Annotated in this window: 18 protein-coding genes and 1 riboswitch; of the genes, 7 read left to right on the top strand and 11 right to left on the bottom strand. The window is 59.1% G+C overall.

Features of this window, described 5'->3' with window-relative positions; genetic code table 11:
- Positions 1 to 237: 237 nt before the first annotated feature.
- The 4 genes from selA (at position 238) to HNQ81_RS15310 (ending at position 5,661) form a co-directional block, all read left to right on the top strand.
- Positions 238 to 1,647 (top strand): L-seryl-tRNA(Sec) selenium transferase, encoded by a 1,410-nt coding sequence (selA, locus tag HNQ81_RS15325; protein WP_183352190.1) that lies wholly within the window; start codon positions 238 to 240, stop codon positions 1,645 to 1,647.
- On the top strand, positions 1,647 to 3,797 hold the full coding sequence (locus tag HNQ81_RS15320) for a tetratricopeptide repeat protein (protein WP_183352189.1): 2,151 nt from the start codon (positions 1,647 to 1,649) through the stop codon (positions 3,795 to 3,797). Before selA ends, HNQ81_RS15320 begins: the two co-directional genes overlap by 1 nt.
- Before the next feature lie 14 nt (positions 3,798 to 3,811).
- Entirely contained in the window at positions 3,812 to 4,495 is a 684-nt protein-coding gene (locus tag HNQ81_RS15315; RefSeq protein ID WP_183352188.1) for an LOG family protein, read from the top strand.
- 83 nt (positions 4,496 to 4,578) lie between these two features.
- A complete protein-coding gene (locus HNQ81_RS15310) occupies positions 4,579 to 5,661 on the top strand; it encodes a type IV pilus twitching motility protein PilT (protein ID WP_183352187.1) in 1,083 nt (360 codons plus the stop codon).
- On the opposite strand, the gene HNQ81_RS15305 is transcribed toward HNQ81_RS15310, so the two are convergent.
- The gene (locus tag HNQ81_RS15305) at positions 5,648 to 8,236 is read right to left on the bottom strand and encodes a DNA internalization-related competence protein ComEC/Rec2 (protein ID WP_183352186.1); all 2,589 of its coding nucleotides are present in this window, start codon (positions 8,234 to 8,236) and stop codon (positions 5,648 to 5,650) included. The genes HNQ81_RS15310 and HNQ81_RS15305 overlap by 14 nt on opposite strands.
- A complete protein-coding gene (locus HNQ81_RS15300; protein ID WP_183352185.1) occupies positions 8,233 to 9,504 on the bottom strand; it encodes a 3-deoxy-D-manno-octulosonic acid transferase in 1,272 nt (423 codons plus the stop codon). Before HNQ81_RS15300 ends, HNQ81_RS15305 begins: the two co-directional genes overlap by 4 nt.
- 108 nt (positions 9,505 to 9,612) lie before the next feature.
- On the opposite strand from HNQ81_RS15300, the gene HNQ81_RS15295 reads away from it, so the two are divergent.
- Positions 9,613 to 10,371 (top strand): 16S rRNA (uracil(1498)-N(3))-methyltransferase, encoded by a 759-nt coding sequence (locus HNQ81_RS15295; protein ID WP_183352184.1) that lies wholly within the window; start codon positions 9,613 to 9,615, stop codon positions 10,369 to 10,371.
- A gap of 63 nt (positions 10,372 to 10,434) precedes the next feature.
- Complete coding sequence (locus HNQ81_RS15290) at positions 10,435 to 10,947, top strand: hypothetical protein (RefSeq protein WP_183352183.1); 513 nt, start codon at positions 10,435 to 10,437, stop codon at positions 10,945 to 10,947.
- Positions 10,948 to 10,987: 40 nt separating this feature from the next.
- Here HNQ81_RS15290 and HNQ81_RS15285 read toward each other — a convergent pair whose 3' ends face one another.
- The 6 genes from HNQ81_RS15285 to HNQ81_RS15260 form a co-directional block, all read right to left on the bottom strand.
- Positions 10,988 to 11,527: a hypothetical protein gene (locus tag HNQ81_RS15285; RefSeq protein ID WP_183352182.1), complete on the bottom strand. Its 540-nt coding sequence runs from the start codon at positions 11,525 to 11,527 to the stop codon at positions 10,988 to 10,990.
- A gap of 227 nt (positions 11,528 to 11,754) precedes the next feature.
- On the bottom strand, positions 11,755 to 12,366 hold the full coding sequence (locus HNQ81_RS15280) for a hypothetical protein (protein ID WP_183352181.1): 612 nt from the start codon (positions 12,364 to 12,366) through the stop codon (positions 11,755 to 11,757).
- 11 nt (positions 12,367 to 12,377) lie between these two features.
- Positions 12,378 to 13,016, bottom strand: a complete 639-nt coding sequence (locus tag HNQ81_RS15275) for an acyltransferase (RefSeq protein WP_183352180.1) — start codon at positions 13,014 to 13,016, stop codon at positions 12,378 to 12,380.
- 5 nt (positions 13,017 to 13,021) lie between these two features.
- Positions 13,022 to 13,771 (bottom strand): acyltransferase, encoded by a 750-nt coding sequence (locus tag HNQ81_RS15270; RefSeq protein ID WP_183352179.1) that lies wholly within the window; start codon positions 13,769 to 13,771, stop codon positions 13,022 to 13,024.
- On the bottom strand, positions 13,768 to 15,624 hold the full coding sequence (uvrC, locus tag HNQ81_RS15265) for an excinuclease ABC subunit UvrC (RefSeq protein WP_183352178.1): 1,857 nt from the start codon (positions 15,622 to 15,624) through the stop codon (positions 13,768 to 13,770). The genes HNQ81_RS15270 and uvrC overlap by 4 nt, the downstream gene beginning before the upstream one ends.
- A complete protein-coding gene (locus HNQ81_RS15260) occupies positions 15,624 to 16,310 on the bottom strand; it encodes a transposase (RefSeq protein ID WP_183352177.1) in 687 nt (228 codons plus the stop codon). The genes uvrC and HNQ81_RS15260 overlap by 1 nt, the downstream gene beginning before the upstream one ends.
- A gap of 249 nt (positions 16,311 to 16,559) precedes the next feature.
- Positions 16,560 to 16,779: riboswitch (cobalamin riboswitch) on the top strand.
- Positions 16,780 to 16,871: 92 nt separating this feature from the next.
- Between HNQ81_RS15260 and thiC the strand changes: the two genes are divergently transcribed.
- Complete coding sequence (gene thiC, locus HNQ81_RS15255) at positions 16,872 to 18,221, top strand: phosphomethylpyrimidine synthase ThiC (RefSeq protein WP_183352176.1); 1,350 nt, start codon at positions 16,872 to 16,874, stop codon at positions 18,219 to 18,221.
- Here the strand turns inward: thiC and HNQ81_RS15250 are convergent.
- The 3 genes from HNQ81_RS15250 to HNQ81_RS15240 form a co-directional block, all read right to left on the bottom strand.
- Positions 18,199 to 19,806 (bottom strand): ABC transporter ATP-binding protein, encoded by a 1,608-nt coding sequence (locus HNQ81_RS15250; protein WP_183352175.1) that lies wholly within the window; start codon positions 19,804 to 19,806, stop codon positions 18,199 to 18,201. The genes thiC and HNQ81_RS15250 overlap by 23 nt on opposite strands.
- Positions 19,807 to 19,812: 6 nt before the next feature.
- Positions 19,813 to 20,085: an acylphosphatase gene (locus HNQ81_RS15245; RefSeq protein ID WP_183352174.1), complete on the bottom strand. Its 273-nt coding sequence runs from the start codon at positions 20,083 to 20,085 to the stop codon at positions 19,813 to 19,815.
- 141 nt (positions 20,086 to 20,226) lie between these two features.
- Positions 20,227 to 20,439, bottom strand: a complete 213-nt coding sequence (locus HNQ81_RS15240; RefSeq protein ID WP_183352173.1) for a dodecin family protein — start codon at positions 20,437 to 20,439, stop codon at positions 20,227 to 20,229.
- Between the last annotated feature and the right edge of the window lie 35 nt (positions 20,440 to 20,474).

The following is a 20,474-nucleotide window of genomic DNA, read 5'->3' as shown; positions in this document are numbered from 1 at the left end:
CCGCCACGCCTCTTCGCAACCACACGCGCTTCATTCAACACGTCCCGTCACCCAAAGACCGCGGCAAACTACTGTATCTCCTGGACCATGTCAAGGAGATATTTGTGTTCATGTAAAAAATAACTTGCCCGGCCATAGCTATATGAGTAAGAAGACCATGATATTCAAAACATATTGAATTTTATGAAACTCCATCGTAATTTCCTCTTATTTCAACCTGTTTGCAGAACTGATTCTATGGCCACTCAACACGATCTCCTGCGCAATCTCCCAAAAGTCGATGAATGCATCAAGCGACTTGATCAGTTCGTTGAGCCAGAAACTCCTCCCGCCATCGTCAAGCTCGCGGTCCAGAGATGCATTGAAGAACAGCGCCGGCGGATACTCGCGGGAGAGGTTGTCGATGAACTGTCTGATATTGCCTGGATACAGCTTTTTAGAACTGAAATAGAGAAACAGAAACGGCCGAATTTTCGTCGGGTCATCAACGGCACCGGTGTGGTCATTCATACCAATCTCGGACGGTCGCTGCTGTCCCGTAAGGCTGCTGAGGCGCTCATGCAGGCAGGGGCACATTATTCAAACCTGGAATTCAGTCTCGATACCGGAAAGCGGGGGAGCCGTTACAGCCTGGTGGAGAAGATCATCTGCGATCTGACTGGAGCCGAGGCAGCCCTTGTCGTAAACAATAATGCAGCCGCGGTACTGCTTGTTCTCGAGACGCTTGCCCGGGGGACCGAGGTCATAGTGTCGAGGGGGCAGCTGGTGGAAATCGGCGGATCGTTCCGTATTCCGGATGTCATGGCCAAGAGCGGTGCCCGGTTGATTGAAGTCGGAGCCACCAACCGGACCCATCTGTTCGACTACGAGAGGGCGATCACTCCGGAGACGTCGATGCTGCTCAAAGTACATACATCCAACTTCAGGATCATCGGTTTTACTGCCGAACTTTCAGCCGAAGAGATGGTTCAGCTGGCACACAAACATGGCGTGCTCGTGATGGAGGACCTGGGGAGCGGCTGCCTTGTCGATCTCTCCAGATTCGGTCTGCCGCGGGAGCCCACGGTGCAGGAGATCGTCAAGGCGGGGGTGGATGTCGTCACCTTTAGCGGCGATAAACTGCTTGGTGGACCACAGGCGGGGATTATTGTCGGAAAGCGGGACGTCATAGAGCGGGTGAAAAAAAATCCTTTGAACCGTGCCCTCAGAATTGACAAGTTCACACTGTCTTCGTTGGAGATAATCCTGCGTGAATACTTTGACCCCATCGCTGCTCTGCAGAATATTCCGACATTGGCGATGCTGACGATTTCTGCGGATAAGATTAAAAAGCGGGCCCAGGCGTTGCTTCGACGCACCAGCAAAGATATTGCCGACCGTTGTGTTCTGTCGCTGATGTCGACCGTTTCCCGAGTCGGAGGCGGGGCCATGCCGGAATATAATCTTCCCTCCTGGGCGGTTGCCCTTCAACCGCAAGACATGAGTCTGAATGCGGTGGAGACGGACTTCCGTCAGTTGCCGGTGCCTCTGATCGGCAGAATAGAGAATGATAAATTTATAATGGATATGAGGACGATACAGGAAAATGAGATCGCCATGGTTGCCGATATTTTAGTAGGCTATTTTGGCAAGGGTCCAGTATTGTGATGGAAAGATTTCCCATCCCGGCCATCGACTGGACTGTCGAGAATCAAGACTTCATCCGCTTTTCGCAGGAATATTCCAGGATACTGCGGGAAAGGATACCGACGGCGGCTGCCGTCGCCTTTTACGCCGAATTGAAAGTTTTGGAAACGGTCCTGCCGGAGGAGGTCAGGGCGATGGCGGCAGATCTCTTCGACCCGGGTGTGGCTGACCACGAGACTGTCATATTCGCTCCGGACGGACTGTTGCTGCCGTTTGTCACCGGCAGGAGGCAGGTAGTGGTTGCCCGTTTGTCCGGCCTCGATCCTCTCGTTGTCGACAGAATGGCGAAGGATTGGCTTGCCGAGGTGCAGGCGGCGGCGTTCCGTGATTTTCTTGCCGTCAAACGGACCAGGATCGAGGCGGTAAGTGGCCTGTGCAATATTACCCACCTGTATGCCCTCCTTGAAACCCCGCCGGAAACCGGTCCCTTTCATCTGGTGCTGATTGAACTCCCGCCACGCACCAGGTCATCACGGGACGCCTTTCAAAATGCCCGAAGAGCGGCTTTCGCCCTGCAGGCTTGTGTCGGCGACAGCGGAATTGTCCATCATCTGGGGCAGTGCGTTTTTGCTATTTTTCTCCGGGATATGCAGGATGAGGATTTCTCCGAACGCTATGGCTCGAAGCTCGTCGCTCTGCTGAAGAGGGATGGCTTTTATCGGGTCCATGTCGGATCCAGCAGCAGGATGGGTGAATCATTGCCGAAAGCGGCGATAGAGGAAGAGCGGGACAGGCTCCTGTCTGAGGCCTGGGCTGCCCTCCAGACCGCTGAGCGGCGTGGCCCGTTCACCTTCTGCGATTACCGGGTCCTTGCCCATCCGGAGCGGCATCCTCTCTTTCCCCCGAGCGAAGGCCTTATATGTAAAGTTCGGAGGAAATACTCGAGATCGAAGCAATTTTGTCTAGTTGAACTGGCAAAGGAGGGTTGGGCGGGAGATCGACTAGCCAATCTGGTCGGCAGGCATCTCGCCCCTGGTCTCTGCTTCGCAGATGCGGCATCCGTCATACTGTTTCTTGAGGGGGTTACAGGCCGGGAGGCCCATCAGCAGGTAGTCGAACTCCTGCGGACACTCGATCGTGAAACCGGTGCAGATCTCCAGGTTTCCGCTGGAATCGGCGCCTATCCGTTCGCCGATTTTCACAAGGGCGAAATCCCCGCGAATTGTCGCAAGGCTCTGCTGCATGGAGCGTTCTTTGGTCCCGGGGCAGTCGTCGAGTTTGACGCCGTCAGTCTCAATATCAGCGGCGACATCTACTATGGCGATGGCGATCTGTCGAAGGCGATGGCGGAATACAGACGTGGTCTCGTCTGCGACCCAGACAACGTCAATCTTCTCAATAGCCTGGGTGTAACCTACGCGATGCTGGACCGACATTCCGTTGCCCGGGAAAGCTTCAGAAAAGCGCTTGCCATCGAACCGGATAATTTTATGGCGTTGTACAATCTCGGACTGGGTGAGGTTCGGCGCGGTGAACTGCATGGAAGTTTGAAATATTTCGAACGGGCGTTGGAGGTATACTGTGAGGATGACGGCCTGGAGATCAGAAAAGATCTGCAACTGCAGTTGGCAAAGTTGTACTGCCATCTCGGTTTGTTTGACAGGGCGTACCCGCTGTTGATGGAATGGCACGACGCAGCGACAGGCGGGCAGCAGTCCGGACCGGCCTTGAGGTACCTCGGCGAGACCTGTTATGGCCTGGGGCGGAAGGAGGAGGCGAAGATCTGGCTTCAGAAGGCGTTGCGGTTCAATGAGCTTGATCCCGAGGCGTTGAGCCTGCTCGGATTGGTGTATATGGAGGAAGGGGAGGGACATCAGATCGCCCTGGCCTTATGCGACAAAGGGGTTGAACTCAATCCCGACAATGCGGCATCCAGATTGAGGTTGGCCAAGGTGCAGATCGCCTGCGATATGCTGGCCGAAGCCCGGCAGAACCTGATGAAGTGCCGTGGCGACAAGAGAATTCTCCCGGAGATCCAGGTCTGTCTCGGGCAGCTGTGGTTGAAGCTCGGCAGGAAAAGGCAGGCGGATCGATGGTTCGCCAAAGTCTTGCAGAGCCATGATCTTTCTCCCGAGCTCGCAGGTACGGCTCGGGGTTTCATGCGAAATTAAGGGTAAGGGGCGTTATGGAGTTTCAGGAGCGGAGAAGAATCAGAAGAGAACCGAAATATTGCCTGGACAACACCGTGGTCGGGGATTCCTGGCGGATGTTCAGGATCATGTCTGAATTTGTCGATGGTTTCGATGCGATGTCGGCCGTGGGGCTGCCGGGAGTGACGATTTACGGATCAGCCAGGACGCCGAAAGAGCACAAGTATTACCAGCTGGCCGAGGAGATCGCTGCCGGTCTTGCCGACGCAGGGTATGCGATCATTACCGGCGGTGGCCCCGGTATCATGGAGGCGGCCAACAAGGGGGCCATGGAGGCCGGCGGGGTATCGATCGGACTGAATATCAGCCTGCCGCACGAGCAGGCGCCGAATCCGTATACGAATTTCCCCTTGCATTTCAAGTATTTTTTTGTACGAAAAGTCATGTTCATGAAGTATTCGATGGCATTTGTCTGTATGCCCGGCGGCTTTGGTTCGCTTGATGAACTTTTCGAGGCGATGACCCTGATTCAGACGCAGCGCATCAAGCCTTTTCCGATCGTGCTGGTCGGCAGTGGTTTCTGGACTGGACTTGTTGGCTGGATCAGGGAAACGCTCCTGGCGGCAGGCAATATCGACAAGGAAGACATGTTGTTGCTGAAGGTGCTCGATGAGGCGGAGGATGTCGTCAGTTTTATCAAAAAAACGGTGATAGTGTAATCGCATAACAGGGCTGCCGTCGGCTGAAGGCCGCCGGCAGGCTGGTTGAATTCTGCTGACAAGAAATCGAGGAGAGAAACGGTATGGCGCAGATTGACGCATTTTTCAAGCTGATGAATGATGAAGGGGCCTCCGACCTTCACATGGTCGCGGAACAGCAGCCATTGCTCCGTATCCGGGGTGATATGGAGCGGGTGAAGTTCAAGAAGATGGGACATGAAGAACTGCGCAACATGCTGTACGAGATCTGTCCTGAAGAGAAGATCAAACTGTTCGAAGAGACCGGCGATATCGATTTCGGCTATGAAATTCCCGGTCTGGCTCGCTACCGCTGCAATTTCTTCCAGCAGAAATATGGGATCGGGGCGGTCTTCCGCGAGATCCCCAGCGAGATCCTGACCTGCGAGCAGCTCGGTTTGCCGAAGGTCATCGCCCGCCTGGCCCATCTGCCGAAAGGCCTGGTTCTGGTGACCGGGCCGACCGGCTCCGGCAAGTCGACGACGCTGGCGGCGATCGTTGATGAGGCGAACAAGACGCGGAAGGATCATATCCTGACGATCGAAGACCCGATCGAGTTTGTCCACAAGAGTCAGAAATGCATCATCAACCACCGCGAGGTGGGAAGCCACACCCGGTCGTTTTCCGCGGCCCTGCGCGGAGCGTTGCGTGAGGATCCGGACATCATCATGGTTGGCGAGATGCGTGATCTGGAAACGATATCCCTGGCGATGGAGGCGGCCATGACTGGGCATCTGGTCTTCGGCACGCTGCACACGATCAACGCGATGAAGACCGTGGATCGCGTCATCGAGATCTTCCCGGCAACCCAGCAGGGACAGGTCCGTTCAACCCTGGCCGATGCCTTGAAGGCCGTCGTCTCCCAGACCCTGTTCAAGCGAGTTGATGTCAAGGGACGATGTGCCGCGCTCGAGATTCTGATCGCGACGCCGGCAGTCCGCAATCTGATCCGTGAGGCCAAGACCTACCAGATTCTGTCGTCGATGCAGACGGGGAAAAAATTCGGCATGCAGACCCTGGACGACGCTATCATGGAATATCTCGAGAAAAAGATGATCAGTCCTGACGACGCCTACTCGAATGCGGTCGAGAAATCGAAATTTCTTAAATTCCTCCGCAACCCGCCATCCGATTTTACCGAGGTCTGATCTCTTCAAAGGGATGAGTCGGGGTGGCGACCCTGCCACCTTGCTCATCACCGCCAGCTCCACCCAGGACGACGCGCCTGTCGCTGCCGGGTTCCCTCGATGTTGCGATGGTGAACCGGTTGCCATCGGTGACCGTGATGATGGTACCGTCGCGTCCGGTCGTCATCATTGTAATTCCCAGGTCTTCACACTGCCGTTCCAGCCTTGGGTGAGGAAAATGGGCGGATCGCCGGCTGCTGGCGGAAACGATGAGATATTCGGGGGCGACGGCGGCGAGAAAGGTCTGCGAATTGGACGTCTTTGATCCATGATGGGGCGATAGAAGAATCGTCGCCGCCAGGTCTTCGTCGGTGTCGGTGAGTCTGCGTTCGATCGATTGGCTGATATCGCCGGGAAACAGCAGCGCGATGCGGCCCAGACGGGCCTGGATCACCAGTCCGCTGTCATTCCTATTGACCCCTGTATGCGGTCTTGCTCCGGAGCCGGCAGACAGGTTGCGGATACACTTGAGTCGGCCGCGGCCGATTTCGAGGCGTTCTCCCCTTGTTGGCATGCTTACCTGCATCCGCTGCCGCCGGGCCTGCTCAAGGAGTTGCGCGTAGGGGCGATCGTTTGCCGCCAGGCTGTTGGTCCACAGAACGGCTGGAGAAAAACGCTCGAGGACAAAGGGAAGACCGTTGTAGTGATCCGAGTCGGGATGGGTAACGACGATATGATCGAGACGGGCGATCCCCTTATGCCACAGGAAGGGGGCGATCACGGTTTCACCGACGGTTCGTGAAGACGCCGATGAACCGCCGCCATCGATCAGAACCCGGTAGCCTCCGGGAAATTCAAGCAGGGTTGCGCTTCCCTGGCCGACATCGAGAAAGCTGACAGTCAGGTCCTTTTTGAACCTTTTCGTCAACTCATACGGGGGGAAAATAAAAAGAAAGCTGATGGAGGTGAAAAACGCCACCGCGGCGATGAACAGTGTTCTATTTTTCCGCCAGTGGCAGATCAGCAGCAGAAAAGCGGTATAGTAGACGAAGATCAGCCAGATACGGGGGGTCGGCAGCCAGGCGCTGGAGTGAGGCAGTTGTGTGAACAACTCCATGCTCTTCAGCGATATCGTCAGCCCGGGGGCGCCGAGGTGGAGCAGGGTCGACGCCAGGTCCGGTGAGACCGGAAGCGCCAGGCAGGCGAGCAGGGCACAGGGGAGGCTCCACAGGCAGATCAGGGGTTCGACGAGGAGATTGGTCAGGGGGGCGATCAACGACAGGTGGTTGAAATGGTAGAGCAGCAGCGGGGCGGTTCCCAGGGTGGCGGCGACGGAGACGAGGAGGGCGGCTGCGACCCAGTGCAGGAAACGTTGGAAATAGAGTGAAGAAGCAGATTCCTGGTCTTGCTTGCCGCCGGTCAATCGTCGCAATGCCGGTGCCGTCAGCGCAATAAAGGCGACGGCGGCAAACGAGAGCTGGAACGAGGCGGTGAACAGGGCCTGCGGGCGGACCAGCAGGATCAGCAGGGCGGCGACGGCGAGGAGGGTGGAGATGGACTTTCGCCGGTCGGTGCACAGGGCGACAATGGCGATACAGCTCATGACCAGGGAGCGAAGGACCGGGATGTTCATGCCGGCAAGGAAGGCGTAGAAGAGAAGAATCGGCAGACAGGCGAGCATCGCGGTTTTCCGGACATTGGCGCGGAGGATGAGCCATGTCGAGCGGCGCAGCAGCCAGAAAATCAGCATATAGAGGATGGTCGCGATGATGGCGAAATGCAGACCGGATATGGAGAGTATGTGCATGACGCCGCTGTCGCGGAAAAGATTCCTGGTGGCATCGTCGACCTGTGTCTGATCACCGATGACCAGGGCGCGATAAATGCCGTTCAGCGGCGCCGGGACGAAATCGTCAAAAGCGGCGCCGATGGTGTGGCGCAGCCGTTCCGGAAAAAACCGGAGTTGGTGGAGGAGCTTAGTCGATGCCGGTATTCTGGTGATATACGCGGATGAGGAGAGATGGCCTGTGACCCGGATTCCCTGGCGGGCGAGGTGGGCCGGGTAATTGAAGGTTCCCGGAGTGTTGAAGCGTGACGGCCGTTGCAGGTTCAGCCGCAGGGCCAGCATCGTTCCCGGTACAGTGAAATCGGGCCATGGCTCCATGATTCTGACCAGAACCTTGCCCTCAGCCCGCTGAAAATCCGGCCTGTCGGCAAAGCGGATCGATTCCAGTTCGACTGTCGCTCGACCAGTCCCGTCAGTGTAGGTCGGCATCGAGACCAGAGTGGCGATGACTACGGCCTCGCGTCTTTCCTCAATGAGGTTGAAGATATGATCGGGCGAAGAGGGGGACCGGTTTGCGATGATGCCGTGAAGGACACCGAGAAGAAGAAACAGGTTGAGAAGAGACAGGTGGGCGGCGAAGGTCCGGCGCCGAAGGTAGAACGTCAGGGTGACGACCATCGTTGCGCCGGTGAGCACGGCCAGCGGCGACGGTGGTATCGGCAGCAGAGGGGATAATCCGATCCCGCCGATAAAGCCGAGGATGACGGCGGTCAGAAGATTTGCAGAGAGAAGGCGGACGATGAAGGTCACAGGTAGGGGCGAATGATTGTCAGGTGGCGGGCGACCACGCCTTGCTGCCGCTCGACATATCGGCGGGCGTGACGGCCCATGATTTTTCGTCGGTCTTCGCTGGACAACAGGGCATTCAGGGCTTCGGCGAGCGATTCCCTGTCGGAGACCGTCAACGCCCCGCCGGCGGCGACGAGGTCACGGCTGATTTCGGCGAAGTCCTCCATGTGCCGGCCGAAGAGGACCGGAACCCCATGAGTGGCCGGTTCGATCGGATTGTGGCCTCTTGCCGCCACCAGGCTGCCGCCGACAAAGGCGATGTCAGCCAGGGCATACAGCCATGGCAGTTCCCCAATGCTGTCGACCAGGAGGACATCGGCTGTTTTTTGCGGTTCCCGGGAACGCAGTGTCAGGGAAAGATCATGGCGGGTGGCGAGCCGGGCAATCTCCGGGCAGCGTTCGGGATTGCGAGGGGCGACAATGAGGCGGAGGCCGGGATGGTGATTTTTCAGTTCAGCATAGATCGTAAAGATGATATCCTCTTCGCCTTCGTGGGTCGAACCGGCGAGGATTGTCAGGCGGTTGTCGGGGCTGTGGAGTGAGAGGCCGTCACGGCATCCGGCGGGCGAAGTGACCGGCGTGTCGAACTTGAGGTTGCCGAGGCAATGGAGCCTGTGGGGTTCGACGCCGAGTCCTTCCAGATTGATCCTGTCGCTATCGGTCTGCATGCAGAGATGGGCGAAAGAGCGGAAGAGCGGCCGGAAGAAAAAACCGGCTCGCCGGTAGCGGGACAATGACCGGGCCGAGACCCTGCCGTTGACCAGGATTGCCGGAATGTCGTTTTTGTTGAGTGTGGTCAATACGTTGGGCCAGAAATCGGTCTCGACGAGGATGAACAGATCCGGCCGGATCAGGCGAAGAAACCTGGCGACGACCGGCCTGAGATCCAGCGGTGACGGGAAGATCGCGTCAACGTGATCGTGCAGCAGGGTTCTGGCGATCGCCAAACCGGTCGCGGTCGTTGTCGAACAGACGATGCGGACATCGGGAAACTGATCGCGGAGACCAACGATGAGGGAGCGGGCTGAAGAAACCTCCCCCACCGAAAGGGCGTGGACCCAGACTGTCTTACCTGTTGCCGGTGCCGACGGGAGGTGACGTTGCAGGCCGATCCCCAATCGGAAGAAGAAGGTTTTCCGGTATTTGGGGCGGAGCAGGACCAGGAGGGCAAGAATCGGCCAGGCAACGACCAGGACAAGGATCTGGCAAAGATTGTAGATTGGTATCATTGAGAGTTTTTCTCCGTAGAATTTCAAGAATCTACCATAGACAGTTCGAGATGGAAAGCCCGGGAACGAAGGCCGGGAAAACGGGGCAATGCCGCCTGGAGTCAGAGAATGAACATCATCCTCTTCGAAGAACAGGAATTGGATGGAGGACGGGTTGTCCTTCATGATCGTCGAGCGGTCCATATCCACAAGGTGCTGCGGGCCACGATCGGTGATCGGGTCCGTGTCGGGCTGGTCAATGGTCCGATGGGCAGCGGGAGAGTCGCCTCGGTCGTCAAGGGACGGCCGACCCGGGTCGAACTGGATGTGGAACTGGGTGAGATCCCAACCCATCAGCCGGAAATCGATATTATCCTGGCCCTGCCGCGGCCGATCATGCTGCGGCGCATCCTGGGCCAGGTTGCCGCGCTCGGCATCGGAACGCTGTTTATCATCCAGGCCAACCGGGTGGAAAAGAGTTTCTGGGATTCAGGTCTTCTCGAAGAGGGCGAATATCTCGAGCATCTCCGCCATGGACTGGAGCAGGCCGTCGACACGAGGTTGCCCCAGGTGAGGATTTTCAGGAAATTCAAGCCATTTGTCGAGGATTTTCTTCCCCTGGTGAAAGATCATTACCGTTTCAGAATTCTCGCCCATCCGTACGGGACTGCCACCCTGGCGGGGTATCTCGGTCCCGGGGAGGGGCGGATTGTTGTTGCCGTCGGCCCCGAGGGCGGCTGGGTCGATTTCGAAGTTGAGCGGTTCGAGGCCCAGGGGTTTCGTTCCTGTTCGCTCGGGGATAGGATTCTCAAGGTCGATACAGCCGTTGTCGCCCTGCACGCGCGGATTTCAGCGATACGGGAACTGTTGGGCCGGTCGGCGGCATGAGGATGGAGAGACAAAAAAACGAGGGCAACAACCAATGCGTGTTGTTGCCCTCGGGGTGATGACGTGAACAACCTCTATCAGGGAAACTGCTCGAAAAAAACCGGTTGTCCCGTGCCGGTGGTTCTATCTGTGGAAATGGAAGGTAGCCTGCCTGCTTCTGTTGCCATACGGTGCATGCAGATAAACGCCGCCGTGGGCCGTGCCGGTGTCGTGCACACCCTCACCGTTGGGACCGATACCGGGTTTGAAGACAAAGCCGTCGCTTTCCCGGTAATTCCTGGAGGTATTGTTGACATAGACCGTATGGCCGTTGGAAAAAACCACCTTGATCTTCTTGCCGAAGGCAGGGCCTTTCTTTGGTATTCTCCATGCCTGTCGACCGCCATTGCGGGTTCCATAGCTGCTGTAGGTTTCCTGCTGGTCGTATTCGGGTTGCGCATTCTCAGCCACTGGCTCATTGCCGCTGCCGCTTATCGTGTCGCTGTCGTCGTCGTCACTGCAGCCATTGATGGTCAGGACGAGGAAGAGAATAAGAAAAAGACGACAGATTTTGTTCATTACATGCTCCTTGTGTAGTTCTTTTGTTCTGGATTCACTTGGCCGGTCCTTTCCGGCCTCAATGGTGCAACGTCACCTGCTTGCTTGCGTTGCCGTACGGAGCATGCAGATATATTCCGCCATGGGCGGTCCAGGTGTTGTTTTCACCTTCGCCGTAAGGCCCGATCCCGGGCTTGAACACGAAACCGTTGCTTTGTCGGTAATTCCTGGAGGTGTTGGTTACAATCACTGTATAGCCGTTGGAAAACACAAATTTGATCTTTTTGCCGTAATCGGGTCCTTTCTTTGGGATCCTCCACGCCTGGCGGCCGCCGTTACGGACGCCGTAACTGGTATAGGTCGATTTGCGGGTGTATTCACTGGTGGTGGTTTTTTCGGTGTCGCTGCTGGTTTTTGTCTCGGTTTTTGTCTCGGTTTTTGTATCTGTCGTCGTCGTGGGGGTGGATACGTCCTTACGGGGCAGGTTGGTCTGAGTGGTCGCGATATCGTCGTCATCATCCGAACCGGAAATCGAATCCACAAGGTCGTCCCACTCGCCACAACCGCTAAGGGACAGAGAAAAACAGAGAATCAGGAAGATTTTCAGGAATGGTTTCATGTCGGTCCTCGCACGGAAAAGATCTTGGAAATCGGATGACTGCAATGACGATGAATTTAACTGACTGAGATACCAGAACTAACCGGATTTTGCAATTTTTTTTTCATATTTTTAAGGCGTTGAGATGGTTATTTGTTAATTTGCTTAAACATTATAGTTTATGATATTGTAAATTCGTTATTAATTCCACTTGATAAATATCCTTGAATCAATTTCAGGATACTTCATCAGCTATCCTGAATGGTGAATTCCCTCCTGCCGACCGATTCGCCGTTCAGGCGAAGATGAACTTCCCAGCGACCATAGATGTTGCCCTTGTATTCCCTGCCGGTGATCATCTCGGAAAATGGACCGTTCTTCATCAGTTCCAGCCAGAAATAGGAACGGTGACTCGACTCCGGTGCATGCAGCACGATAGTATGCTCAGACGTATTGATGGTCTTGCCTTCCGGGTTGATCCACGAGGCTGACAGCTGGTGCTTCCCCTTTTCAAGGTCGTGGAGTTCCACGACGATATAGATCCGGTCCGAAGGAAGGAACCTGTTCTGTTCCGTGACAAAGGGTTTTTTGTTGTACATCGCAGATTCGTGACTGGGGATTTTTCCGGCGGTGTCGTCTGTTTCGGTTGTTCCAACGTTCGCGGACCAGCGGTCGAGCTGTCCGGCCAGGAGCATCTCCATCGATCTTGGCTCAGTTTCTTCAACAATCTCCAGTGGCGATATTCTGACAGGTGTCTTCTGTACCGATTGCGGCGGGGCATGCTGCAATGCCAACCAGTAGAGATAGAGGACGAAAACCAGGGCGAGCAGCGGCATGCTGACGAGGTGAACGGTTTTCATACACTCTCCGGTTATGGCCGCATCCGCTTGATGGTGGCGGGACGGCCGACGGCAATGGCGAATTCCGGGAGCGGTTCGGTGACCAGGGCATGGGCGCCGACAATGACGCCTTGGCCGATCCGCACACCGGCCGTAACCTGGGAGCGCAGACCGAGCCAGCACCCAGGCCCGATGATGATCGTGGGCTTGTCGGTCGGCCCTGTCGGTATCTGTGGATCGTGACCAGCCGTCGCTGCCGGTGCTTCCGGGATGTCTCCGATCATGCAGTACCCGGCCAGCAGCGAGTGGTGGCCGAGAACGACATCCCCGGCGGCGACGATCGTGCATCGGCTGCCGATATTACTCCCCTCGCCGACGATCAGTCGTCCCGGACCGGCGGCGAGGAGGGTGTCGGCGCCGATGAACGCCCCGTCTGCAACGTCGATTGCCGTGTCGGGGCCGGAGTGGCTGCCCGCATCAAGACGGGCGCCGTCATTGACGATCACCTTGTCGCCGAGGCTGATGCCGCCGGGGTTGATCAGGTCGACATGGCGACCGATCAGTACGCCGCGGCCGCAATGGCCCAGCAGGCAGGGGTACAGCCTCTGGCGCAGGAGAAGACCCAGGATCCCGGGACACCAGCGGAGAAAACGATAAACCCAGGTCGGCATGGCAGTCATTCCGCGCGGCCTCGAATCCGACCCGGCACTCCGGTAACAGTTGAGTTTTCAGGAATATCGCTGATGACCAGGGAATCAGCGGCGATATGGGTATTGGCGCCGATTTTCACGCCGTCGAGGACAGTGGCCCGATCGCCGATGACGACATTGTCGCCGATGATCGTCGGCCCTTTGCAGGTCACGGGCTGGAGGGCGACGGGGATACTGCGGTCGTCGTAGGCATGGGCGGCGCCGGAACAGCAGGCCTCGATGCCGATACGGCAGTTGCGGCCGATGCGCAGTCCCAGTTTCGAGCCGAGGCGGCAGGAGGCGGCGATCCGGCTGCCGTCGCCGATCTCGAGGATGGCCCCGGCGCAGTTGCAGATGGTGCCGCGGCCCAAGAAAACGTTGCTGCCGATGATCAGCCGCTCGGCATCGGGTTTGACATCGAGGCAGACCCGATCCTCGATGACGGTGTCATCGCCGATCTTTATCGCGGCCGGATTCCTGACGGTACAGTCCCTGCCGATATGCACCTTGTTGCCGATGCTGACGCCGGCCAGAGGCAGGAAGAGGTTGCGTGCCCAGCGGCCGAGCCCGCCCGGCAGGGGCAGGACGCAGGTGGTGATCAGCTCGAACAGGAACAGGCCGGCGGTGGTCCCCTTCCGCCCCACCGCTATGGTGCGATACCTGGCCAGGGCGCTGTCGCGGTTCGATGCCTGCAGTCTCTCCAGATTTGGCCGGTTATGCGGTGGAGTTTTATTCATCGGTTGTCATGTTGTTCAATTGCAGCGCCGACCGCGGGCTCAGAAGGACTGCCTGGGTGAAAGAAAGTGTGGATCGCCGTGGCCAGCTCCGGGCCGATACCCTTGACCGCCGCGAGCTGTTCCACCGATGCCGCTTCAATCCGACGCAGGCTGCCCAGGCCTTTGAGCAGCCGTTTCTTACGGTCGTCGCCGATGCCGGGGATCAGGTCGAGTCGGGAGGCGAGGGTTGAGGAGTTGCGCAGTCGCCGGTGCAGGGTGATGCCGTAGCGGTGGGCCTCGTCGCGTATCCGCATGAGATACAGCAGCACGGGACTGTGGGCCGGCAGGACGATCGGATTTTTCCGGCCCGGTTTGAACAGTTTCTCCCCCTCGTCTTCATGTTCCTTGGCGATGCCGATCCAGTCGAGGTCGGCGGTGATGCCGAGGCTGTCGGCCACCTGCATGGCCATCGACAACTGGCCCCGGCCGCCGTCGACGACAAAGAGATCGGGCAGCGTCTGTTCGGCTGCCGCCCGACCGAGCCGGCGTTGAAGCACCTCCGTCATCATCGCATAATCATCCGGCCCGTCGACGGTGCGGATCCGGTAGTGCCGATACCTCTTGGGATCCGGGACGCCGTCGGTGAAGCAGACCAGTGAGCCGACCGCCTGCTTGCCGCTGATATTGGAGATATCGAGGCATTCGATCGTGTTCGGCGGGCGCAGCAGATGCAGTTTCTGCTCCATCGCCTCCGCCAGCGTCTGCCACGATTCCCGTTTCCTCTCCCGCTCGGCAAAGACCTGACGGGCGTTGGTGGCGGCCATGGTCATCAGGCGCAGCCTGTCACCCCGGCTCGGCACCGACATCGCCACCGCGCGGTCGCCGAGGTCGCTGAAGCGTTCGACCAGCAGGTCATAGTCGTCGGGCAGGAAGGGCAGCAGGATCTCATGGGGGACAGGGGTCTGCCGGTCGTAGAACTGGTGCAGCACCTGGGCGAGGATGGCCGGGTCGTCGCCGTAGGGGTCGGCGAGGAAGAAACTGCGGCTGCCGCCGATGACTCCGCCGCGGACGAAGAGCACGGTAACGGCGATCGCCGCACCCTGCCGGGCGAAACCGAAGACATCCCGATCCCGGCCGTGTTCGGCTGAAATCACCTGTTTTTCCAGGGTCTGCGCCAGGGCCTGGATCTGGTCGCGGAGCAGCGCCGCCCGCTCGAATTCCATCGCCGCTGCGGCCTTCTCCATCTGTGAAGTAAGCGAGGTGATCAACTCCCGGTTGCGGCCTTCCAGCACCATAATGATCCGTTGCAGGTGTTCATCGTAGGCCTGGCGGTCGGCGAGCCCGGCGCAGGGGGCGAGGCAGCGCCCCATCTGGTGGTTGAGGCAGGGCCGCTTGCGCGGCCGGACCGTACTGCCGGAGCAGCGGCGCAACGGAAAGAGGCCGGTGATCAGTTTCAGCGTCGCCCACATCGCCGTCGCCGAAGAGTAGGGGCCGAAATAGCGGGCCCGGTCCTTCTTGCGGCGCCTGGTCATCATGACCCGCGGCCACTCCTCGTTGGTGGTGACCTTGATCAGGGGATAATTCTTGTCGTCGCGCAGGATGATGTTGTAGCGGGGACGATGCTTCTTGATCAGCGAGGCCTCGAGGATCAGGGCCTCCTTCTCGGTGGCGGTGATGATGGTGTCGACCGTGGACACTCTGGCCAGCATGACCGTCGTTTTATTGTGTTCGGCACCGCTGTGATGGGCATAGGACGACAGACGCTTGAACAGGTCCTTGGCCTTGCCGACATAGAGGACGGCCGCTTTGCCGTCCAGCATCAGGTAGACACCGGGGGCATGGGGCACGGATTTGAGAATATCGACGGGAAACATCAGGAAGAGGCGGCCTCCTGCGTCCTTTTGGGTGGTCGTCCCGGTCTTTTCGGGCGAAGCGGCAGTTGCAGCTGTCGTTCCAGGTCGTCGATGAAGTTGTCCGCTGCAAACGGGCGTCCGGTTCTGGTGGCCCGGCGGAGCGCCTCTTCGGCGACGTTGTCGGCCTGACGCAGGAAGGTGGCGTACAACGGTCGCTTTTTCGGGACAAGCCATGATGAGCTCGACAGCGCCATGTTCCTGGCGCCGACGGTATGGGCTCGGGCGCTTGACCAGGGATATTCTTCCGCCGTTGCCGCCAGGCCGCTCCGGATCGGGTTGCGTTCGATATAGCGGGCGGTCTGCCACAGATGCTGCCGGCCACCGACGATGCAGGAAAAGAAGCGGTTCTGCCACAGGTGGCCGGAGTGATGCATCCGCCGGTTGATGTACTGGGTGTAGACCTGGTTGGTGATGCCGATGCCGCGGGCGAGGGAGTCCGCCCGTTCCGGCACGGCGAGGATATGGAGGTGGTTTTCCATCAGGCAGTAGGCCCAGATCTGCATTGAATGCCGGGTGGCGTAGAAGGTCAGCATGTCAAGGTAGGTTTCCCGATCGTCATCGGCAAAAAAAACCGGCGAGCGGTTGTTGCCCCGCTGGGCGATATGGTGCGGCAGACCTGGGGCGATGATCCGTGAAATCCTTGACATGGCCGCAACCTACCGGATGGCAATACGGTGGTCAATAAAATAAATCGGGACACCCTCCTATTTTTCGATGACTATGCCTTCTGGATGAGGGAGGCGAAAACCGATGCGCAGAGATTGTTGAACTGGGAAAACACGATTTCATCTCCGATGGGATACATGGCTTCCAGGGGAGGGAACAAAAGCATTGAGGAAACGTCCTCCCGGGTGTCTGAGCCTCCTTTACAGAAACAGTTCTTTTGAGTAGAGTCGTCGCCTACTGATCTTCTCTGGTGTCGTCTGCCCTCCTCCGGGATGGCAGCGGTGAAAAGGGAATACGGTGCAAATCCGTAACGTTGGGCCAGCGCTGTGAGCGGGGACGAGGGCTGCATGATGCCACTGGGGATGACTCTCGAATTCGGGAAGCCCTTGGGAAGGCGCGGTCCGAGGATGAGCCGCGAGTCAGAAGACCTGCCAGGAAGATAACGACTTTTCCGTCCGTAAAAAGTCCGTGCCGCATCGAGGTGATGCGGCACGGACTTTTTTTTGCCCGCCGGACCGCAGAATTTCATAGAAGGAGCAAGTATGGAGACCCAGATCGAACTGGCACGACAGATGGTGGTCACGGCGGAGATGGAGCAGGTGGCGATAGCCGAGAATTTTCCAGCCGATGTCATCCGCCAGGCGGTGGCCGACGGTCACATCGTCATTCCCGCCAACCCCAACCGCCGCCAGAAGGCGGTCGGAATCGGCCGCGGCCTGCGCACCAAGGTCAACGCCTCGATCGGCACCTCGTCCGACATCAGCGATATCGGCCTTGAGCTGGCGAAGGCGAGGGCGGCGGAAGAGGAGGGGGCGGACACGCTGATGGAGTTGTCGACCGGCGGCGATCTCGACCGGGTCCGGCGCGAGGTCCTGGCCGGCTGCAGTCTGCCGGTCGGTACCGTGCCCCTCTACCAGGCCTTTGCCGAGACGGCACGGCGCCAGCGCAACCCCAACCTGCTCGATGATGAATACCTGTTCGAGGTCATCGAGCGCCAGTTGAGCGACGGCATTTCGTTCATGGCCATCCACTGCGGCATCAACCGCTTCTCGATCGAGCGGCTGCGCAAGCAGGGCTTCCGCTACGGCGGCCTGGTCTCCAAGGGCGGGACCTTCATGGTGTCGTGGATGGAATACAACAACCGGGAGAACCCCCTCTACGAGCAGTTCGACCGGGTCTGCGCCTTGATGAAGAAGTATGACGCGGTGCTGTCGCTCGGCAACGGCATCCGTGCCGGGGCGATCCACGACAGCCACGACCGGGCCCAGATGGCCGAGATGATTATCAACTGCGAGCTGGCCGAGATCGGCCGCGACATGGGCTGCCAGACCATGGTCGAGGGGCCGGGCCATGTGCCGCTCGACGAGATCGAGGGCAACATCATGCTCGAAAAACGGATGAGCGGCGGCGCCCCCTACTATGTCCTCGGGCCGCTGCCGGCCGATTCCGGCGCCGGCTACGACCATATCACCGCGGCGATCGGGGCGGCCAACTCGGCCCGGCACGGCGCCGACCTGATCTGCTACATCACCCCGGCCGAGCACCTGGCCCTGCCCAATGTCGACGATGTCCGGGAGGGGGTGCGGGCGACCCGGCTCGCCGCCCGGATCGGCGATATCGCCAAGTACCCGGACCGGCGCGACCACGAGAAGCGGGTGGCCCTGGCCCGTCGCGACAGTGACTGGCAGGAGCATTTCAGCCTGCTGATGTTCCCCGAGAAGGCCCTGCAGATCCGGCGCAGCCGGATGCCGGAAAACGAGGTCACCTGTACGATGTGCGGCGATTTCTGCGCGATGGAGCGGGGCCAGGCCCTGTTCAAGGACGATATCGCCGGCGACAAGGTGCGGCGCAAGGCTGCCGCCTGTCCGGCTACGGCAGCAGTGCAGCCCTGAACAGGCTCCGGGTGTAGGGCTGGCCCGGCGCGGTGAAGATCTGCCGGGCCGGGCCGGCCTCGACGATCCGGCCGTGCTGCATCACCACCACGTGGTCGGCCAGGGCCCGCACCACCCGCAGATCATGGGAGATGAAGAGATAGGTCATCCGGTACTTGCGCTGGAGCTCGCGGAGCAGGGTGATGATCTGGGCCTGGATCGTCATGTCGAGGGCCGAGGTCGGTTCGTCGAGGATCAGCAGCTGCGGCCGGAGGACGATAGCCCGGGCGATGGCGATGCGCTGGCGCTGACCGCCGGAAAACTCGTGGGGGTAGCGGTGCGCCATCTCCGGCTCCAGCTCGACATCGGCCAGGACCGAGGCGACCAGTTGGAACCGTTCTTCCCGGTTGCCGCCGAGGCGATGGACCTTCAGCCCCTCCTCGATGATCTCCTGCACGGTCAGGCGGGGCGAGAGCGATGAATACGGGTCCTGGAAAACAACCTGGATACGGCTGCGCAGCGGCCGCATACGGCCGGTGGACAGTTGCTGCAGGTCGACGCCGTCGAAGCGGATGACACCGCGGCTGGACACGAGCTTGAGAACCGCCATCGCCAGCGTCGTCTTGCCGGAGCCGGATTCGCCGACGATGCCGCAGGTCGTCCCCTGCCGCACCTCGAGACTGACGTCGTCGACCGCTCGGATGACCTTGGTCCGCCGTCGCAGCAGTCCCTGCCAGCCGGCCGGGAGCCGGAAATGGCAGTTCAACCCTTCGACCTGGAGCAGGACCGGTCCTTCCTCTTTTGTTTCCGGGGTCGGATGGGGGATGGAAGACATCAGGTGGCGGGTGTAGCTGTCGCCCGGCTGGGTGAAGACCTTCTCGGTTGGTCCGTCCTCGATGATCCGGCCGTTCTTCATGATGGCGATGGTGTCGGCGATCCGCCGCACCATTGCCAGATCATGGGTGATCAGCAGCAGCCCCATGCCGAATTCCTGCTGGATGTCGCCGATCAGGTCGAGGATCTGGGCCTGGATGGTGACGTCGAGGGCGGTGGTCGGCTCGTCGGCGATCAGCAGGGCCGGCCGGCAGGCCAGGGCCATGGCGATCATCACCCGCTGCCGCTGGCCGCCGGAGAGCTGATGCGGATAGACCCGCAGCCGGGCCTCGGGATCGTCGATGCCGGTGCGCTGCAGCAGCCGCACCGCCTCCCCTTCCGCCTCCTTTTTGTTCATCCGCCGGTGCAGCAGCAGTGGTTCGAGGAGCTGGCTGCCGACGGTGTAGACCGGATTGAGCGAGGTCATCGGTTCCTGGAAGATCATCGCGATGCGATTGCCGCGCACGGCCCTGATCTCGTCGCGGTCGAGGGTCAGCAGGTCGCGACCTTCGAACAGGACGCTGCCCCTGGTTGCGGTCCGGCAGCTTTCCTCCAGCAGGCGGAGGATCGACAGGGCGGTGACCGACTTGCCGGAACCCGATTCGCCGACCAGGGCGCAGGTCGTTCCGCGGTCAAGGGAAAGCGAGACGTCGGTGAGGATCCGGCGGTGGCTGATTCCCTCCTCCGTCTCGATGTCGATCCAGGTTGAGAGATTGTCTATCTGCAGCAACATGAAAGTTCAGAATCGGATATCGAAGCCGGGAAATTCCTGGGGCGGGACAATGTCGGTGACCTTTACTGCCCGGACCACGGCATGGGGCGAGCCGATCTGGAACCAGTCGAGCATCGCCTCGACCGCCTTTTCGGAGCCGGTGATGACCGCTTCGACACTGCCGTCAGGGAGATTGCGGACCCAGCCGTCGACTCCCTGTTGCAGGGCCTCGCGTCTGGTGTAATCGCGGAAATACACCCCCTGGACCCGGCCTTCAATTCGAACCTGTACGGTTTTCATACCTTTCTATCCTCTCTCAGGAACAACCCCGCATACGCCACTTCCGGAAAATTGCCGCAGAGTACCATCTGAACGAGAGAAGGCCAGCCCAAAAGCGGACTGGCCTTCGTTTTTCCCGGCCGATGGAGGTCGGCGCAGCGCTTAGTCCTTCTTGTATTTGAAGGAGACTTTGACCCTGGCCCGATAGGAAACGACCTTGCCGTTGTCGATCTGCATGTCGAGTTTGCCGACCTCGGCGATGCGCAGATCCTCCAGCGACTTGGCGGCGGTCTCAACCGCGTTGCGGGCCGCATCATCCCATGATTTATCACTGGTTCCAACGAGTTCGATGATCTTGTAGACGCTTGTTGCCATGGTAATCCCTCCTTGTAAAAGTTGGAAAAACGACG

This window comes from Desulfoprunum benzoelyticum (assembly GCF_014201505.1).
Taxonomy (GTDB): Bacteria; Desulfobacterota; Desulfobulbia; order Desulfobulbales; family Desulfocapsaceae; genus Desulfoprunum; species Desulfoprunum benzoelyticum.
Note: the sequence above shows the minus strand (reverse complement) of the source record. Positions and strands in the feature narration are given on the sequence as shown.

What these genes read in the sequence shown, in the direction of transcription:
- selA (WP_183352190.1), top strand. Translation starts at nt 238, where the DNA reads ATGGCCACTCAACACGATCTCCTGCGCAATCTCCCAAAAGTCGATGAA.
- HNQ81_RS15320 (WP_183352189.1), top strand. Translation starts at nt 1,647, where the DNA reads ATGGAAAGATTTCCCATCCCGGCCATCGACTGGACTGTCGAGAATCAA.
- HNQ81_RS15315 (WP_183352188.1), top strand. Translation starts at nt 3,812, where the DNA reads ATGGAGTTTCAGGAGCGGAGAAGAATCAGAAGAGAACCGAAATATTGC.
- HNQ81_RS15310 (WP_183352187.1), top strand. Translation starts at nt 4,579, where the DNA reads ATGGCGCAGATTGACGCATTTTTCAAGCTGATGAATGATGAAGGGGCC.
- HNQ81_RS15300 (WP_183352185.1), bottom strand. Translation starts at nt 9,504, where the DNA reads ATGATACCAATCTACAATCTTTGCCAGATCCTTGTCCTGGTCGTTGCC.
- HNQ81_RS15295 (WP_183352184.1), top strand. Translation starts at nt 9,613, where the DNA reads ATGAACATCATCCTCTTCGAAGAACAGGAATTGGATGGAGGACGGGTT.
- HNQ81_RS15285 (WP_183352182.1), bottom strand. Translation starts at nt 11,527, where the DNA reads ATGAAACCATTCCTGAAAATCTTCCTGATTCTCTGTTTTTCTCTGTCC.
- HNQ81_RS15280 (WP_183352181.1), bottom strand. Translation starts at nt 12,366, where the DNA reads ATGAAAACCGTTCACCTCGTCAGCATGCCGCTGCTCGCCCTGGTTTTC.
- HNQ81_RS15275 (WP_183352180.1), bottom strand. Translation starts at nt 13,016, where the DNA reads ATGCCGACCTGGGTTTATCGTTTTCTCCGCTGGTGTCCCGGGATCCTG.
- HNQ81_RS15270 (WP_183352179.1), bottom strand. Translation starts at nt 13,771, where the DNA reads ATGAATAAAACTCCACCGCATAACCGGCCAAATCTGGAGAGACTGCAG.
- uvrC (WP_183352178.1), bottom strand. Translation starts at nt 15,624, where the DNA reads ATGTTTCCCGTCGATATTCTCAAATCCGTGCCCCATGCCCCCGGTGTC.
- HNQ81_RS15260 (WP_183352177.1), bottom strand. Translation starts at nt 16,310, where the DNA reads ATGTCAAGGATTTCACGGATCATCGCCCCAGGTCTGCCGCACCATATC.
- thiC (WP_183352176.1), top strand. Translation starts at nt 16,872, where the DNA reads ATGGAGACCCAGATCGAACTGGCACGACAGATGGTGGTCACGGCGGAG.
- HNQ81_RS15250 (WP_183352175.1), bottom strand. Translation starts at nt 19,806, where the DNA reads ATGTTGCTGCAGATAGACAATCTCTCAACCTGGATCGACATCGAGACG.
- HNQ81_RS15245 (WP_183352174.1), bottom strand. Translation starts at nt 20,085, where the DNA reads ATGAAAACCGTACAGGTTCGAATTGAAGGCCGGGTCCAGGGGGTGTAT.
- HNQ81_RS15240 (WP_183352173.1), bottom strand. Translation starts at nt 20,439, where the DNA reads ATGGCAACAAGCGTCTACAAGATCATCGAACTCGTTGGAACCAGTGAT.